Below are 18,800 nucleotides of genomic sequence, written 5' to 3'. Positions count from 1 at the left end.
CCTGGGCGGACATGCCGCGATCGGTCGAAAGAAGGACGTGGTGATTACCGTCCTCGACTCGTCGTTCGTTACGGTTCGTGGTCAGGAATCTGCGAGATGCCGTGTAACGGTCGACGGTCCCGGCGCGAAATACCTGTGTATTGCAGTACTTAGTAACGATCACTAATGACATGTTCGCCAGCATGGATTCGCGAGATCGGAGGACGGCCCGGTCGGCGCCGATCGCGACACCGCCCAGACGAGAGTGAGTGGAATGGACCCGAAAGATGAACGCGTAGCGGACGTCTCGGGGTACCAGCCACTCGCACTCACCGCAGCTCAGCGGGGAATGTGGTTCGCCGAGAACCTGTCCCCGGATTACTCGGTGACCGTTGCCAACTACCTGGACATCCGCGACGACGACCGTCCGCTCGACATCGAACTCTTCGCGCGCGTGGTGCGTGAGGTGGGGTGGGATCTGCAGTCGCCGTTCACCCGGATCATCGAGTCCGGCGGCGTGCCCATGCAGGTGGTCGACCCGGCGGTCGACTTCACCCTCGCGGTTGTCGATCTGCGCGACGACCCGGACCCGATGGCGGCCGCGACCCGGTGGATGAACGCCGACTACCAGCGCACGATCGACCTGGTCGCCGATCAGCTCACGGTCACCAGCCTGATCCGCGTCGCCGATGACCGGGCCCTCTGGTACCTGCGCGCCCATCACATCGTGATCGACGGCTACGCGGCACTCACGGCCATGCAGGAGACACTCGAGCGCTACAACGCGGCGGTCGACGGCCGGACCCGCACCGATCGGCCGCACGCATCGCTGGCAGACCTGGTGGACGACGATCAGGCGTATGCCGAGAGCACTCGGCACGAGTCGGACCGTGCGCACTGGACCGAGCGCGCCGCGGAGCTGCCGGAGCGGGTCAGCCTCGCGGTCAGCGCCGCCGTGGCGCCGTTGCATCCGGTCAACCTGATCGCCGGCAGCGTGCTCGACACGGCTCGGCAGGAGGCGGTGGAGGAGCGCGCGGCGCAGATCGGCGGTTCGCCCGCAGTCCTGCTGACCGCAGCGTTCTCCGCATATCTGGCCAGGATGAGCGGCACCGACGACGTGGCACTGAGCCTGCCGGTGACCGGTCGCGCGACCGCACGGATCAAGCGTGCGGGCGGGATGCTGTCCAACATGCTGCCGATCGTCGCCCGTGAGGTGACAGGTCTCACCACCGGTGATCTCGTCGGCCAACTGAAGCTGGAGATGACCGGAGCCCTGCGCCACCAGCGGTACCGGTTCGAGGAGATCCGGCTCGACGCCGGGATGGCGGACTCGAACACGGCGTCGTTCGGGCCGATCGTCAACATGATGATGTTCGACAAGCCCATCGAACTCACCGGTGCCCGGGTGGATTATCAGATCCTGACCTCCGGCATCCTCGAGGATCTCCGGCTCAACCTCTACCAGGCCGGACCGGGTGAGCGTCTGGTCGTCGATCTGCACGGCAATCCGGAGCTGTACCGACAGGACGAGCTCGATCGGCATCTGCGGCGGTTCCTGATCTTCATGGATCGATTGATGGCAGAGCCGAACACCCCGATCGGCGACGTCGACCTGCTGTTCGACGGTGAGGCCGCCACCCTCTTCGAGACGGGGGCCGGGCCGCGGGCCGAGCTCCCGGGCGACGACACCACGCTCCTCGACGACTTCGAGCGCCAGGTGGCGCTCACTCCCGATGCGGTCGCGGTGGAGTTCGAGGACCGGACGTGGACCTACGCCGAGTTCGATGCGCTTCGTCTCGGTCTCGCCGGACGGCTCGTCGACGACGGGGTGGCCGCAGGCGATCGGGTGGTGGTGTCGCTGCCGCGTGGCCTCGCACAGGTCTGTGCCGTCTATGCGGTGCTCACGACCGGCGCCGCATACGTGCCGGTGGATCCGGGGCAACCGGCCCGTCGCCGTGCGCTGATCGCGGACGCCGTCGGCGCGGAGGTCGTGATCGATTCCGCGTATCTGACCTGGGCTCGCTTCGACGACGGGAGCCCCGCGCCGCGGACCGTGAATGTGGCACCGCGTCGCGGTGGCGATGCCTGCGCCTACGTCATCTTCACCTCGGGCTCCACCGGCGTCCCCAAGGGCGTCGAGGTCACCCAGCGTGCGGCGATCAACCGCCTGGACTGGATGCAGGACGGTCATCCGATCGGCCCCGACGACGCGGTGCTCTACAAGACGCCGATCACCTTCGACGTCTCGGTCTGGGAACTGTTCTGGCCGTTGCGAACCGGCGGCCGCATGGTCATCGCCCGCCCGGACGGTCACCGCGACCCGGAATATCTCGCCCGTCTCATCGAGGACAGTGGCGTCACCACACTGCATTTCGTCCCGTCGATGCTCGATGCGTATGTCGACATCCTCTCGCAGCGCGACCGCAGCAGCACCGCGCCGTCGGGTGACATGCCCGGCGCCGGAACGGTGTTCGGACCCACCGTGCGTCAGGTGTTCACCTCGGGTGAACCACTGAGCCGGGCCCTCGCCGACAAGGTCGGTGCCGTGAGTTCGGTCGACTTGTGCAATCTGTACGGCCCCACCGAGGCGGCCGTCGACGTGACCGAGCATCGGGTGACCGATCAGGCAGGCCCGGTGCCGATCGGCCGTCCGGTGGTCAACACCGACGTCCGGGTCCTCGACGTTCGCCTCCGACCGGTCCCGATCGGGGTGGCCGGTGAGCTGTATCTGGCAGGGGTGCAGCTGGCGCGGGGATACGCGGGCCGGCCGGACCTGACCGCGGACCGCTTCGTCGCGGACCCGTTCGCGCCTGCGGGCACCCGGATGTACCGCACCGGCGATCTCGTCCGATGGAACGATCGCCACGAGCTGGAGTACCTGGGGCGCACCGACTTCCAGATCAAGATCCGGGGTCAGCGGGTCGAGCTCGGAGAGATCGAGGCGGTACTCGCCGATGTGCCGCATGTGGACGCCGTCGTGGTGGTGGCCCGCAGTGACGACGGCGCCGCACCGATGCTCGTCGCCTATCTGCGTTCGACCTCGGAAACGGTCGAGGAACAACGGGTCCTCGCGTTCTGTCGTAAGAACCTGCCGTCGCACATGGTGCCGTCGGCGGTGGTGATCCTCGACGACTTCCCGGTCAACGCCTCCGGCAAGCTCGATCGGTCGGCGCTGCCCGCACCGACGTCGAGTAATGACGTGCCGTTCGAGGCCCCGGAGTCGGCGGTGGAGATCGCGCTGGCCGGTCTCGTTGCCGACCTGGTCGGCGCCGATCGGGTCAGCCTGCGCGACAACATCTTCGCGATCGGTGCGGACTCGCTGACCGCTGCCCGCCTGGTGTCGCGGGCGCGCACGGAGCACGCACTGTCGTTGCGGCTGACCGACATCTTCGACAGCTCCGACCTCGGCGAGATCGCGCGGCGGGCCGACGACGCAGCCGATGCCGACCTGCCTGCGCTCGGTCCGGTGGCCGACCGCGGGAGCACGATCCCGTTGTCCCATGCCCAGACCCGCCTCTGGTTCATCAACCGCATGGACCCGGCCGCGGCGACCTACAACATGCCGGGTGCCATCCGTCTGGGACCCGATGCCGACCTCGCCGCACTGCGTGAGGGCATGCTCGACGTGCTCGAGCGACACGAGGCCCTGCGGACCCGCTATCCGTCTGTCGCCGGTGAACCGGTGCAGGAGGTGGTCCCGGTCGCCGACCTCGGGCACTGTGCCGAGGTCGAGGTGCGTGCGGTCGAGGGCACCCTCGACGACGCGGTCGCGAGCGAGACGGTTCGCGGCTTCGACCTGGTGGACGAGATCGGTTTCCGCTGGGCGTTGTTCGCCGATTCCGATGGCTACGTGGCGGTGGTCGTCCTCCACCACATAGCCGCAGACGGCTTCTCCCTCGGGCCCCTCATCCGGGATCTGATGACGGCCTACCGCTCTCGCCGGGACGGCGAACCGCCCCGGTTCGCCCCGTTGCCCATCCAGTACGCGGACTTCGCCCTGTGGCAGCAGCGCATGCTCGGCGACGTCGAGCGGCCGAGTGAACTCCAGACCCGAGAACTCGACTTCTGGCGGGCCGAACTCTCCGGCATGCCCGATCTCCTGACCTTGCCGACCGACCGTCCGCGACCCGAGGTGGCAGGCGGTGCAGGCGATTACGTCGACGTGTCGATCGACGGTGAACTCGTGGCGGGTATCCGGTCGCTCGCGCGACGGGTGTCGGTCACCCCCTTCACCGTGATCCACGGCGCCCTGGCTGCGGTACTCGCGCGCCACGGCGACACCGATGATGTCGCGATCGGCACCGCCGTCGCGGGGCGGGACGACGAACTCACCGCCGACCTGGTCGGGATGTTCGTCAACACGGTGGTGCTCCGCACGCCGATCGGCACCGCGACCACGGTGAGTGATCTGCTCGCGACCGCGCACGCGGCACGGGCCACGGCCATGGCACATTCCAACGTCCCGTTCGAGAGGGTCGTCGATGCGGTTGCACCGCAGCGCTCGTCGTCGCACACCCCGCTGTTCCAGGTCGCCCTGACGATGCAGTCGGATCAGTCCGGCGACCTGCGGCACTGGGCCGAGTCGACGGAGGTGATCGATGCCCGCGTGCCCGCCGCGAAGTACGACCTCGCCTTCTCCGTCACCGAGCATGCTGCGGACGGGCTGCCCGACGACGTCCGCTACGACATCGAGATCTCCTATGCCACCGACCTCTTCGATGCATCGACGGTCTCGGCGATCGGCGATCGGCTGATCACGATGATGCGGGGGATGGTCGCCGACGCCGACGCGCCCGTCGGCCAGATCGACCTGCTGCCGCCCGCCGAGGTCGCGGCATTGTCCGAGCGGTCGCCCTCGGGTGCCGCGCCGCAGACGCTGCGGGAGCTCCTGGCGCGCGGCGCGAACACGGCGAACCCGGCTGCGCCCGCACTGGTCGGGGACGGCTCGACGACCAGCTGGGACGTCTTCGAGATCCGCACCAATCAACTGGCGCGCGAACTGATCTCACGCGGCGTCGGACCGGGGTCGGTGGTCGCTGTCACCATCGGTCGGTCCGCGCAATCGGTGATCGCGACCGTCGCGGTCGCGAAGACCGGTGCAGCATTCGTCAACATCGACCCTCGCCATCCGGTGGAGCGACGCGCCGACATGCTGGTCGACGCTGCCCCGATCATCGGCCTCACCGTGCGCGACGTCGCCGACGACGTCCCCGGCGACGTCGACTGGCTCGTGATCGACGACGAGCAGATCGAGTTGCAGGTCGCGGGTCACTGCGGGAACCGGATTCACGACGGCGAGCTCGTGTCGGCCGCGCGCCTCGACGACCTCGCCTACCTCATCTACACATCGGGCTCCACGGGACGGCCGAAAGCGGCCGCCGTGACCCATCGCGGACTCGCGAACATGGTCGCCAACCAGCGGCGGACGCTGTCCGTGGGGCCGGCCGCCCGGGTCCTGCACGTCGCGTCGCCGAGCTTCGACGCATCGATCTTCGAGATCGCCATGGCGCTGTGTTCGGGCGGGCGGCTCGTGCTGAGCCCGGCAGGTGTCTTCGGTGGCGCCGAACTCGACGAGGTCATCGCCGACGGCGGGGTGACGCATGCGGTGATGACCCCGTCGGCTCTCGGTACGCTCGAGCCGTCTCGGGTCCCGAGCCTGTCGACCGTCGTCAGTGTGGGGGAGGCATGCCCGCCGGATCTGATGCGTCGGTGGGTCGGTGCCGGTCGTCGGTTCTTCAACCTGTACGGGCCGACCGAGGCGACGATCTGGGCGACCGCGGCGGGGCCGATGCGCGCCGACGACCCGGTGACGATCGGCCCGGCCGTGCCCGGTGTGGGCGCACTGGTGCTGGATCGTGGTCTGCGGCCGTTGCCCGTCGGGGTGCCGGGCGAGCTGTATCTCACCGGTGTCCAGCTCGGCCGCGGCTACCATGGCCGTCCCGATCTGACTGCAGGCGCATTCGTGGCGAATCCGCACGAGCCGAACGCTCGCATGTACCGCACCGGCGACCGGGTCGTCCGCACGGCAGACGGCGACCTGATCTATCAGGGCCGCAACGACTTCCAGCTCAAGATCCGCGGACAGCGGATCGAGCCGGGCGAGGTCGACGCGGTGCTCATGGAGCATCCCGCCGTGGCGAACGCCCTCAGCCTGGGCGTGCCCGGTCCCGCAGGCGAGACCGTTCTCGTCTCCTACGTGACGGCGGCCGACGAAGCATCGCCGGCACCGGCGGACATCCTCGAGCACACCTCGGCGCGCCTGCCCGCCTACATGGTCCCGCAGACCGTGGTCGTCGTGGCGTCCTTCGACCTCACGCCGGTCGGCAAGATCGACCGGACGTCGCTTCCGCCGGTGGATTTCACGATGTCCAAGGAGTTCGTCGCGCCGCGCAGCGAGATGGAGGCCGTGGTGGCCGACGTCTTCGCGCAGGTCCTCGACGTCTCCCGGGTGAGCGTCGACGACAGCTTCTTCGAACTCGGCGGGAACTCGCTGTCGGCGACCAAGGCGGTGTCGCGCCTCGCGGCGGTCTTCGATCGCCGGGTTCCGGTGAAGGATCTGTTCGAGAAGCCCACCGCGGCGAAGTTCGCGGCACGTCTGACCTCGACGATGACCGGGCGGTCCGAACCTCCGCTGACCGCCCGCAACCGCGCCGAGATGGTCCCGGTGTCGGGTGTGCAGCGCGGCCTCTGGTTGCTCAATCGCGCCGACCCGGATGCGGCCAATTACAATGTCGCGCTGGCGCTTCGACTGTCCGGCGAGCTCGACACCGATGCCTTGCGGGCGGCGATGGGCGACCTCGTCCGGCGCCACGAGTCGCTCCGGACGACCTATCCGATGGTCAACGCCCTGCCGATCCAGATCATCATCCCGGCCGAGGACATGGTCGACGACATCGATCTGCGTGTCACCGATGTGGAAGGGGACCTGACCGATGCGATCGCCCGGGTCACCGGCGAGGGATTCGACATCGTGTCGAAGGCGCCGCTGCGGATGTCGGTGCTGCGGGTGCGTCCCGACGAGCACGTGCTGGTGTTCGTGGTCCATCACATCAGCGCCGACGGTGCATCGATGGCGCCACTCGCCCGTGACCTGATGACCGCGTACGCGGCGCGACTCGGCGGGGCAGCGCCGGCCTGGGCGCCGCTGCCCGTGCAATACGCGGACTTCACCCTGTGGCAGGCCGATCGCCTGGCGGCCGCAGGCGACGACGATGTCACGGAGGGGGACCGTCAGCTGCAGTACTGGGCAGACCGACTCGAGGGCGTGCCCGACCAGATCGATCTCCCGACCGACCGCCCGCGGCCGCGCACCCCGAGCTTCGAGGGGCGCACCGTCGAGTTCGATCTGCCCGCAGATCTCGTCCGGGCGCTGGACTCGGTGGCGCGCGTCAACAACACCACCCTGTTCATGGTCACGCACGCGGCCTACGCCCTGCTGTTGAGCCGCATCTCCGGCAACGACGACGTGGTGATCGGCACGCCCTACGCGGGCCGCGGTGATTCCGCACTCGAGAACGTGGTCGGGATGTTCGTCAACACCCTGGCACTACGGACCCGGCTGTCGGTCGGCGAGCAGTTCGGCACGCTTCTCGAGCGGGTCCGCAACGAGGATCTCGTCGACATGGCACACACCGACGTGGCCTTCGACCAGATCGTGTCACGCGTACTGCCCGTGGCGCCCACCTCGTACAACCCGTTGTTCCAGGTCATGTTCGCGTTTCAGAACATCGAGTTCCCCACGCTGGAACTCGAAGGCCTGCGGATCTCGCCGGAGGACGAGCAGCTCTCCTCGGCCAAGGTCGACCTGCAGCTGACGCTTTTCCCGAACGATCCGGCCGGGCAGACGTCCGACGGTGCCATCAAGGCCCAGTTGCTCTACGCAACCGATCTTTTCGACGAGAGCACGGTGGAGCGGATCGCCGGCTGGTATGTCCGGGTGCTCGAGGCAGTCGCCCACGACACGACTTGTATCGTGGGAGACATTGTGCTCGATCTCGCCGATGACGCCACCAGCACCGACGCCACCAGCACCGCGCAGGACGCGGTCACCCTGGCAGATCTCGTCATCCGGGCCGCCGCGGCGGAGCCGACGGCGACCGCGGTCGAGCGGAACGGTTTCGTCATGGCCTTCGGCGACCTCGATGCGATCACGACCGCCATGTCGGCCGGGCTCCCCGCCGACGATTCGAACGCCGGCCTCACGATGGCGTTGATGAGCAGTGTCCCGGACCTGGTCACGTCCGGTCCTGATGCCCTCGACTCCGTGGTCCGAGAACTACGGCTTCGGGCGGCCGAGGTCGTCGGCCATCAGGAGGTGCCCGGCGCCCAGACGCTCGATGGCACGGTTGTCCCGGTGAGAGGCGAGATCCCCGTGAGAGGCGCCGATCGCGCGTGAGCGCCCCCGACCACGGCCAGTGGGACCTCTCCTCCGGGTGGGGCCCCAGGCCATCCACCCTGCACCTGATCGCCATGGCGGCCGCCATGGCGCCGGAGCGGACTGCCTTCACCGGCGCGTCGGGCCCCGTCACCTTCGGTGCACTCCAGGCGCAGGTCGCCGCCACCGCGAGCGTGCTCACCGCGAGCGGGCTCGACGCCGGGTCGGCGGTGGTGGGTACCGTCACCGGCCTGATCCCGAAGGCCGGGCTGGCCGCCGCCGAGATCGCCGCGGAGGCGCACCGGGTCGTCGACGACGTCCGCTCCATCGCGTTCGAGATGTCGGGCTCCTCGGACTGGGGCTCGCTCCCGGGTCTGTTCCGTTCGTCTGCTCACCGATTCGCCGACCGCACCGCCGTCGTCGACCTCGACGGCGCTGCGCTGACGTACCGGGAACTCGACGAGCGTTCGGACCGGCTGGCGGCCGGGCTCATCGCAGCCGGCGCCGGTCCCGAGGTCCTGATCGGTGTCGCGATGCCGAGATCGGCCGAACTGATCGTCGCGTTGCTCGGCGTGATCAAGACGGGTGCGGCCTACCTGCCGCTCGACCGGTCCCACCCACTCGAACGACTCCAGACGATCATCGACGACGCCGGGCCGTTGCTGGTACTCGCCGACGACGAGACCATCGAGACCTGGCAGGTCCTCGAGGTGTCCCTGTCGACGGTCGCCGACGCCGGCAGCGATCACGGCGTAGATCGCATCCCGCAGCGCATCGACGGGGCCCACCCCGCGTACGTGATGTACACCTCCGGCTCGACGGGCAAACCCAAGGGCGTGGTGGTCACCCATGACGACGTGGTCACCCTGCTGCGGTCGGTCGGCGAGACCTACGACCTGTCGTGCGACGACGTGTGGACGATGTTCCAGTCATACGCCTTCGATGTCTCGGTCGGCGAGATCTGGATGTCGTTGAGCTTTGGTGGTCGCCTCGTCGTGCTCGACTACATCACCACCCGGTCACCCGCCGACTTCGTCGAGGTCCTCGAACGCGAACAGATCACCGTCGTCCACCTCACCCCGTCGGCGTTCTATCAACTGGCCGCGGCCGTCCGGCCCCCTGCCGGAGATCTTCTCCCACAGTCGATCCGCCACATGATCTTCGCCGGCGAGGCACTCGATTTCGGTCAGGTGCGGCGATGGCACGACGACCGGCTGCAGGCCGACGGCAACTCCGGACCGTCGCTGCACAACATGTACGGGCCCACCGAGACGACCGTCTATGTGACCAGGCGAGAGCTCACCGTCGATTTCGTCGCGGACACCGTCGCGTCGGAGATCGGTGCGGCGATCGAGAGCAGTCGGGCATACATTCTCGACCAGCGTCTCGCCCGGGTGCCCGAGGGCGTGGCAGGCGAGCTCTACATCGCCGGCGGACAGGTGACCCGCGGATATCTCGGCCGGTTCGATCTGACCGCGACCCGGTTCGTCGCAGATCCGTTCGAACCGGGCGCGCGCATGTACCGCACCGGCGACGTGGTGATCTCCCGCGGCGGAGGGATGGAGTACATCGGTCGCAGCGACGCCCAGGTGAAACTCCGGGGATACCGCATCGAGCTCGGTGAGGTGGAGGCCGCGCTCCTGGCCGTACCCGGCGTCGACGCCGCGGCGGCCGCGATCAAACGTCGCAACGACCAGCCCGAGCAGATGGTCGGCTACGTGGTCGGCAACGGTGCCGACGGCGGCGATCTGGATCACGCCGCGATCCGGTCCGCGGTCTCGACGCGGGTCCCCGACTACATGGTTCCCGACGTCGTGATGGTTCTCGACCAATTGCCGCTGAACGTCAACGGGAAGCTCGATCGCAAGGCGCTCCCGGTGCCGACGCCGGTGAGCGCGATGGAGTACGTGCCGCCGCGCGACGAGGCGGAACGTCGGATCGCCACGGTGTTCGAGGCGGTCCTCGACATCGATCGGATCAGCGTCGTCGAGTCGTTGTTCGGCATCGGTGGCAACTCCCTGGTGGCCGCGCAGATCGCGGCGAGGTGCAAGGACGATCTGGACCTTGTGGTGTCCGTCCGGGACATCTTCGAAGCACCGACGGTCCGTGAACTCGCCGAGCGCGTGGCCGGTCGCAAGCACGTCCACCGACCCGAACTCGTCGCGACCGAGCGGCCGTCGCCGATCCCGCTGTCGTACGCGCAGCGGCGGATCTGGTTCCTGGCCACCCTCGACCCGGGCAGCCACGTCTACAACATCCCGCTGGTGCTCAGGTTCGGTGGAGATCTCGATCCGTCGGCGCTCGACGGCGCCGTCCGCGACCTCCTCGCCAGGCACGAGATACTGCGCACCCGCTTCCCGTCGACCGACGGGGTGCCCGAACAGGATGTCCTCGGCGAGGGCAGCTACCGCCCCGATCTCCAGATCACCCCGGCGATCCGCATCCCGGCCGACGACCCGGCCGCTGTCGATGCGGCCCTCGCCGGCGTGATCGGCGTCGGTTTCGACCTCGGGGCGGCGCCGCCGATCCGCGCACGACTGTTCCAGACCGCCGACGACCAGTTCGTCTTCGTCCTCGTCGCCCACCATGTCATCAGCGACGGCGCGTCACTCACCCCGCTGGCACAGGACCTGGTGGCCTCCTACGTCGCCCGCCGAGGCGAGAGCGACCCCGACCGACCGCGACTCGACGTCCAGTACGCCGACTACACCGTCTGGCAGCGTCGCGTCCTCGGTGCACCCGATGCGCCGGATTCACTTGCCGCACAACAACTGGACTTCTGGGAGCGGGAGCTCGACGGCGCGCCGGAACTGATCGCGTTGCCCACCGACCGGCCCCGACCGCCCGTGCAGGGCAACCACGCCGACGCCGTGACGTTCGAGATCGACGACGAATTGTCTGCCGCCATCCGGCAGTTCGCGCACGCGCACAATGCGTCGCTGTTCATGGTGTTGCACGCCGCCTGGGTGTTGGTGCTGCACCGCCTGACCGGTGACCGCGACGTGGTCGTCGGTACGCCCTACGCCGGTCGTGGCGAGCGTGCGCTCGAACACCTCGTCGGCATGTTCATGAACACGGTCGTGCTGCGTACCCCCGTCGATCCGGCACGCGGCTTCGGGGAGTTGGTCGGGGATGTCCGCGACCGGGATCTGGCGGCACTGGGCAACGCCGACATCCCGTTCGACATGGTCGTCGACAAGCTGCAGCCGACCCGCAGCACCGCACATTCGCCGATCTTCCAGGTGTTGCTGCTTCTCCAGGACGCACAGACCGCGCGGTTCGACCTGCCCGGCGTCACAGCGGAATTGGTCGAGCAGTACCGCGACCTGACCGATCACGATCTCGCGATCACGCTGATCGAGGGTGGCGGTGGCGGTCACATGCTCTCCGGTGTCATCGAGTACGCGACCGATCTCTTCGACCGCGACACGGTCGCCGGGTTCATCGCGATCTTCGAGCGGGTCATCCGGCAGGTCGTCGTCGAACCCGATCGTGCGATGGGTGACCTCGAGGTTCTGGGCGCGGCCGACATCGAGCGCCGCCGAGAGCTCTCCGCCGGAGCGATGATGCCGGTGCGCACCGAGACGATCGCCGACGCGGTGGCCCGCCAGGCCGTGACGACCCCCGATCTGCCGGCGCTGGTGTCCGACGACCGCACCCTCACCTACGGCGAGTTCGCATCCCGGATCAACGTCCTGGCACGCGATCTCATCCGACGCGGGGTCGGCCCTGATGTCGCGGTTGGCGTGTGTGTCCCGCGCTCGGCGGAGATGGTGGTGGCCATTCACGCCGTGGTCGCGGCCGGCGGGCAATATGTGCCGATCGACGTCGCCGCCCCGGTGGATCGGGTCCGGTACATGCTCGACACCGCAGGCGCCGGGGTCGTCATCGTCGGCCCGGGTGCCCCGCCGATCGCGGTCGTCGAGGCCGGTGCGGACATCGTTGCCGTCGAATGTGATTCGCCGGTCGTCGGCGATGACACACAGGTGCGCGACGACGAGCGGCGCGCGCCTGTGCGCCCGGACCACGCGGCCTACACGATCTTCACGTCCGGATCGACCGGACGGCCGAAGGGCGTGACGGTGTCGCACGACGCCGTGGTCAACCGGATGCGGTGGGGCCTCGACGAATTGCCGATCGACTCGTCCGACACCGTGGTGCTGAAGACGCCGGTCACCTTCGACTGTTCGGTGGCCGAGTTGTTCGCGCCGTTGATGGTCGGCGCCCGTTTGCTGGTCCTCGACGCCGACCGACATCTCGATCCGGTCCACGTGGCCGAGCAGATCGCGAAGCACCGGGCGACCATGGTGCACTTCGTCCCGTCGATGCTGTCGGTGTTCCTCGAGGTCGCCGGTCCGGAACGGATTCGGTCGCTCGATTCGCTGCGCATCGTGTCCACCACAGGTGAAGCGCTGCCGCCTGCCGTGGCGGCCGAGACGCGGCAGTTGTTGCCGGAGGTGCTGTTCTACAACCTCTACGGCCCGACCGAGGCCGCGGTGGAGATCACCTATCAGCAGATCGACGATGTGGACCCGTCGCTCGGATCCGTGCCGATCGGTGCCCCGGTGTGGAACTCGACCGCGCACGTGCTCGACGCTCGACTGCACCCCGTGCCCAGAGGTGCTGCCGGCGAGCTCTACGTGGGCGGGATCCAACTGGCCCGGGGCTATGCCGCCCGTCCGGATCTGACCGCGGAACGGTTCGTGGCCGATCCGTTCGGCCCGCCGGGATCGCGGTTGTACCGAACCGGAGACCTGGTACGTCACCGGCGCGACGGATCGCTGGACTACCTGGGCCGCACCGACTTCCAGATCAAGCTGCGGGGTCAACGCATCGAGCTGGGCGAGATCGAGTCGGTGCTGGCGTCGGCGCCCGGCGTTGTGCACGCGGCGGCGACGGTGGCCGCCGCGCCGGCAGGCGGAGATCATCTCGTGGCCTACCTGGCGGGTGCGAGCGGTCAGCCGATCGACCTGGACCGGGTCAAGTCGGTGACGGCGGAGGCGCTGGCCGAGTACATGCGTCCCACGGTCTGGATGGTCCTCGACGACCTCCCGCTCAACTCGGCGGGCAAGATCGACCGTCGGGCCCTGCCGGAACCCGAGTTCAGTGCAGGGGAGTACGTGGCCCCGGAGTCGGATGTCGAGGCGAAGATCGCCGGTGTGTTCGCCGACGTGCTGGGCGTCGACCGGGTGTCGGTGATCGACAGCTTCTTCGATCTCGGCGGCAACTCACTGTCGGCGACCCGCGTCGCCGCCCGGGTGACCGACGCGCTCGGGGCCGACGTACCCGTGCGGTCGCTGTTCGATGCACCGACGGCACGTCAACTCGCCGAACTCGTCTCGGGCGCCGAGGTCCGGCCGACCGGCATCGCGGCGCTCGCATCGGTCGCCGGATCACGGCTCAGAACCGAGCCCCCGGCACTGTCGTTCGCGCAGCAGCGGATGTGGTTCATCAACCAGTTCGACACGACATCACCTGCCTACAACATCCCCGTGCTGCTCCGGCTGCGCGGCCCGGTGGACGCCGACGCGATGGGAGATGCCTTCGCGGATGTGGTGGCGCGTCACGAAGTGCTGCGCACCACCTATCCGGCCGGCCCCGATGGCACGCCGCATCAGGAGATCTCCGATGTCGCAGCGGCGATCCCGCTGTTGGACTGGGGGATCTGCGACGAGGCGCAGGCGCGTGAACTCCTGTGGCGCGGCTTCGACGTGGCGGGTGAACTGCCCATCCGGGCCCGGCTCGCGGCGGTCGGCCCCGACGAACACCTCCTCGTCGTGGTGGTCCACCACATTTCCGCCGACGGGGAGTCCGGTCCGGTGCTCGCCCGCGATCTCGCCGTCGCGTACACCGCACGCGCACAGGGACGGTCACCGGAATGGGCGCCTATGCCGGTGCAGTACGCCGACTACGCGATCTGGCAACGGGACGCGCTTGGCGACGACCGTGACCCCGATTCGGAGATCTCCCGACAGCTGGGGCACTGGCGGACGCAGCTCGCCGGGCTTCCCGACGTGCTGGAACTGCCAACCGATCACCCACGTCCCGCAGTGGCGTCGATGCGCAGCGGGACGGTCGAGTACCGACTCGGCGAGGACATCGGTCACGGTCTCGATCAGCTCGCGCGTACCCATGGCACCACGAGGTTCATGGTGGTGCACGCCGCGCTCGCCGTGTTGTTGGCCCGGTTGTCGGCAACCTCGGACATCGCGGTCGCGACGCCGGTCGCCGGCCGAGGCGACGTCGCCCTCGACGACCTCGTGGGCATGTTCGTGAACACGTTGGTGATGCGCACCGAGGTGACCCCCGGCCAGTCGCTGGCCGAGTTGCTTGGCCAGGTACGCCGCGTCGATCTCGACGCCTTCTCGCACGCCGACGTTCCGTTCGAACGGGTCGTCGAGGCGCTGGACCCGGTGCGATCGGAATCGTTCGAGCCGCTCGCCCAGGTGTTGCTCGTCCTCGACCAGAGCGGCCTCGGACCGACGGCGGTCGGCGACCTCGAGATCACCGCCGAGGATCCGGGTGCCGACGCCGCCAAGTTCGACCTCACGGTCGGGATGACCGAGACGTCAGCGGGCGAGATCACCGGCAAGATCATCTATGCGACAGACCTTTTCGATCATGCCGGAGCGGAGCACATCGCGGCTGCATTCCGCAGCCTGCTGGTCGAGTTCGCGACGGCGGCCACCACGGGCGCCGATCCCGCAGTCGGTGATCTCGCCCTCGTCGACGATGCCGAGGCGTCCCGGCGCGTCGCAGGCGCCACCGGGCCGCGCGTCGACCTGCCTGCCCAGGTCCTGCCCGAGGCCCTGAGCGGATTCGCTTCGCTCCACCCGGACGCCCCGGCGCTGCTGTCCGACGACCGCGTGCTCGACCACGCCGAGTTCGCCGCCCGGGTGAACATACTGGCCCGAGCGCTGATCTCGCTCGGTGTGGGACCGGACGTGGCGGTGGCCATCTGCATTCCGCGGTCGGTCGAGATGGTCATCGCGATCCACGCGGTGGTCACCGCAGGCGGTCAGTACGTCCCGATCGACACCGAGGCGCCTTCCGAACGCGCCGCGTACATCATCGACACCGCTGGTGCGACGGTACTTCTCGTCGCTCCGGGTGTCCGGCCGGCGCCCGTCGACGGCAACGCGACGCCCGTCGTCGTGGTCGACGCGGATCACCCGATCGACCTCGATGCCCCGGACGCGCAACGGGTGTCCGACGCCGATCGGACCTCGTCGCTGCATCCCGATCACGCTGCCTACACGATCTTCACCTCCGGTTCCACCGGCAGGCCGAAGGGTGTGACGGTCAGTCACCGCTCGGTGCTCAACCGGCTGCGATGGGGGTTGGCGACCTTCCCGTTCGGCGCCGACGACACGGTGATCCTCAAGACGCCGTACACCTTCGACGTCTCGGTACCCGAACTTTTCGCGCCGCTGATCGCCGGGGCCCGACTCCTCGTCGCACGCCACGGCGGGCACACCGACCCGACCTACCTCGCCGACGTACTGCTGGCGCACCGGGTGACGTCGGTGCATTTCGTCCCGTCGATGCTGTCGGTGTTCCTCGACGTGGTCCCGGCCCGGCAGTTGGCCGAGCTGACCCGACTGCGCTACGTCTTCTGCTCCGGCGAGGCCTTGTCGCCCTCGGTCGCCGCCGCGGCGCGGGATCGGTTCCCGCACGCCGGGTTACACGACCTGTTCGGCCCGACCGAGGCCGCCGTCGAGGTCGCCCATCAGGCCCTCGACGTCGTCGGCGACGTGGTGCCGATCGGCCGACCGACCTGGAACACCCAGACCCTGGTGCTCGATGCACGACTGCGGGTGGTGCCGGTCGGCGTACCGGGCGAGCTCTACCTCGGCGGTGTGCAAGTGGCGCGCGGCTATGCGAACCGACCCGACCTCACCGCCGACCGATTCGTCGCCAACCCGTACGGTGCGTCCGGCGGACGGCTCTACCGCACCGGCGATCTCGTCCGCGTCAACTCCGTGGGCGAGCTGGAATACCTGGGCCGCACCGACTTCCAGGTCAAGCTACGTGGTCAGCGGGTCGAGCTCGGCGAGATCGAATCGGTACTCTCCGGGGTGCCGGGAGTCGTCCATGCGGCGGCGACCGTCGTCACCGGGCCGGGCGGCACCCAGCACCTCGTCGCCTACCTGGCCCCGGCGTCGACGGTCGACGTCGACGAGACGCGGCGGGCCGTCGCCGAGTCGCTGCCGCAGTACATGCGGCCCACCGTGTGGACGGTGCTCGACGAGTTGCCGTTGGGCAGTGCAGGCAAGCTCGACCGTCGTGCCCTGCCACAGCCGGACTTCTCGACGACCGAATCCACCGAGGCGGTTGAGGCGGGGACCGAGACGGAACGCCGGATCGCGGAGATCGTCGCCGGGGTGCTCGGCGCCGATCGGATCGGCGTGACCGAATCCTTCTTCGCGCTCGGTGGCGACTCGATCATGTCGATCCAGGTCTCGTCGTTGCTGCGCGGTGCGGGGTTCCCGCTCAGCCCACGGGACATCTTCGAACACAAGACAGTTCGTGGCCTCGCCAGGGCCGTCGAGACCTCGCCCGGCGATCTCCTGCACGAGCTGCCGGGCGGCGCCGTCGGAGATGTGACCATCACACCGACCGTCCACTGGATGCTCGAGCACGCCGACGAGCCGTCGGATGTGGCGGACTACTCGCAGGCCGTCGTCCTCACCTTGCCGTCGCATGTCGACGAGGCCGGGCTGAGCGCCGTACTCGACGCCGTCGTCGCCCACCACCCCGCCCTGTCGGCGCGGTTGACGCGGACCGCCGACGGATGGTCGATGCGGGCCGGTGAGCCGTTCTCCGGTGCCGACGCCCTCACGATGTGGAGCGCCCACGACGCCGCCCGGCATGCCGGGGCCGCCGACCATGCCGGACTCGTCCGTGCTGCTCATGCCGATGCGCTGGGTCGCCTGGACCCGGCGGCGGCGCAGATGATCGCCTGCACCGGCGTGCGCGGCGACGGCGACGATCCGGGCCGCCTGATCCTGGCCGTGCACCACCTCGCCGTCGATGCCGTCTCGTGGCGCACCATCATCACCGACCTCGCCATCGCCTGGTCGCAGCAGAGTGCAGGCGAGCCGATCAGACTGCCGGACAACGGCACATCGATGCGGCGGTGGGCAGATGTTCTCGACGGCCTCGCGACCTCCCGCGCCGCCGAGCTGCCGATCTGGGAACGTCACCTGCCGCAGCATCCCACGCTGCTCGGGGCGCCGACGGTCCGAGAGCGGGACCGGCAGTCCGGTGTCCGATCCCAGACATTCCGGGTGCCGGCCGATCTCGCCGAAGCGGTCCTCGGCCGCGTCGCCACCGCCTTCCGGACCGGGGCCGACGACATCATGCTCGCCGCACTCGGACTCGCCGTGGCCCGCCATCAGGGTGGCCCGGTCCCGGTGTCGATCCTGCTCGAGGGTCATGGCCGCGAAGAACACGTCGGTGATGCGCCCGCCGACCTGTCCCGGGCCGTCGGCTGGTTCACCAGCGTCTCGCCCCTGACCGTCGACATCGATCCGACCGCGCCCATCGTCGCGCTCGTGAAGGCCACCAAGGAAGCCATCGCCGAGCGGCCAGACGACGGCATCGCCTTCGGCGCGCTGCGATACCTCCGATCCGATTCGCCGCTGGCCTCTCGGCCGCTGCCGCCGATCACGTTCAACTTCCTCGGCGCGGGCTCAGGCGCGGGCTCGGGTCCCGCACGTGCCGCTCGCGACCTCGACGCCGACGTCGCCTTCGCACCGGTCGCCGACGCACCGCGCCTGCCCGGTACCGTCTCGGGCGCGATGGCCGCGCTCGCGCAGCTCGCGGTCAACGTCAACACGGTGGCGACCGCCGACGGGCGTGTCCTGGAGGTCGAGTTCAGCGCGCCGGCAACGGTTCTCGACGACGGGGCAGTGGCATCGCTGGCCGCAGGCTTCACCGGTGCGCTCGCCGAGATCACCACCCACGTCGACGAGGTCGGCGACCCCGGTCTGAGCCCGTCGGACGTCGCGGCCACGGGCCTCACCCAGCGCGAGATCGACCGGCTCGCCATCAGGTATCCGGACGCCGACCTGTGGTCGCTCACCCCGCTGCAGCGCGGTCTGTTCTACCAGGCCGAACTGGCACGGTCCGAACACGCCCGGGCCGATCACGAACCGGCGGACGACGCGACCGGCCTCGACGTCTACGTCACCCAGGGCGTCATCGACATACACGGACGGGTCGACGGCGATCGTCTGCACGAGTCGGCACGCCGGCTGCTGGGTGATCACCGGGTGCTGCGCTCGGGTTACCTGCGGACCGAGTCGGGTACACCGCTCGCGGTTGTCCCCCCACACGTCGACCCGGACTGGGCGACCGTCGACCTCCGCGAACTCGCCGCCGCCGACGCCGAACGCCGCGCCGACGAACTGGCTCTGGGCGATCGGGTCACACCGTTCGACCT

Annotated in this window: 2 protein-coding genes (1 of these 2 cut by a window edge); both read left to right on the top strand. The window is 69.1% G+C overall.

The genetic code is table 11. The features are described from left to right. Nucleotides 1-253 precede the first annotated feature (253 nt). Nucleotides 254-8,374, top strand: coding sequence for a non-ribosomal peptide synthetase (locus IDF66_RS04290; protein WP_190265820.1), 8,121 nt, complete (start codon nt 254-256; stop codon nt 8,372-8,374). Beyond that, a protein-coding gene (locus IDF66_RS04285; protein WP_190265819.1) for a non-ribosomal peptide synthase/polyketide synthase crosses the window boundary here: on the top strand, nt 8,371-18,800 show its 5' end (the start). It continues 43,291 nt past the right edge of the window; 10,430 of the gene's 53,721 nt are visible here — the first part of the coding sequence; its start codon is at nt 8,371-8,373; its stop codon lies off the right edge, out of view. The genes IDF66_RS04290 and IDF66_RS04285 overlap by 4 nt, the downstream gene beginning before the upstream one ends.

Origin of the sequence: Gordonia hankookensis, from assembly GCF_014673215.1 — a bacterium.
In the GTDB taxonomy this organism is placed as follows: Bacteria; Actinomycetota; Actinomycetes; order Mycobacteriales; family Mycobacteriaceae; genus Gordonia; species Gordonia hankookensis.
This window is presented reverse-complemented; position numbering and strand designations above follow the sequence as displayed.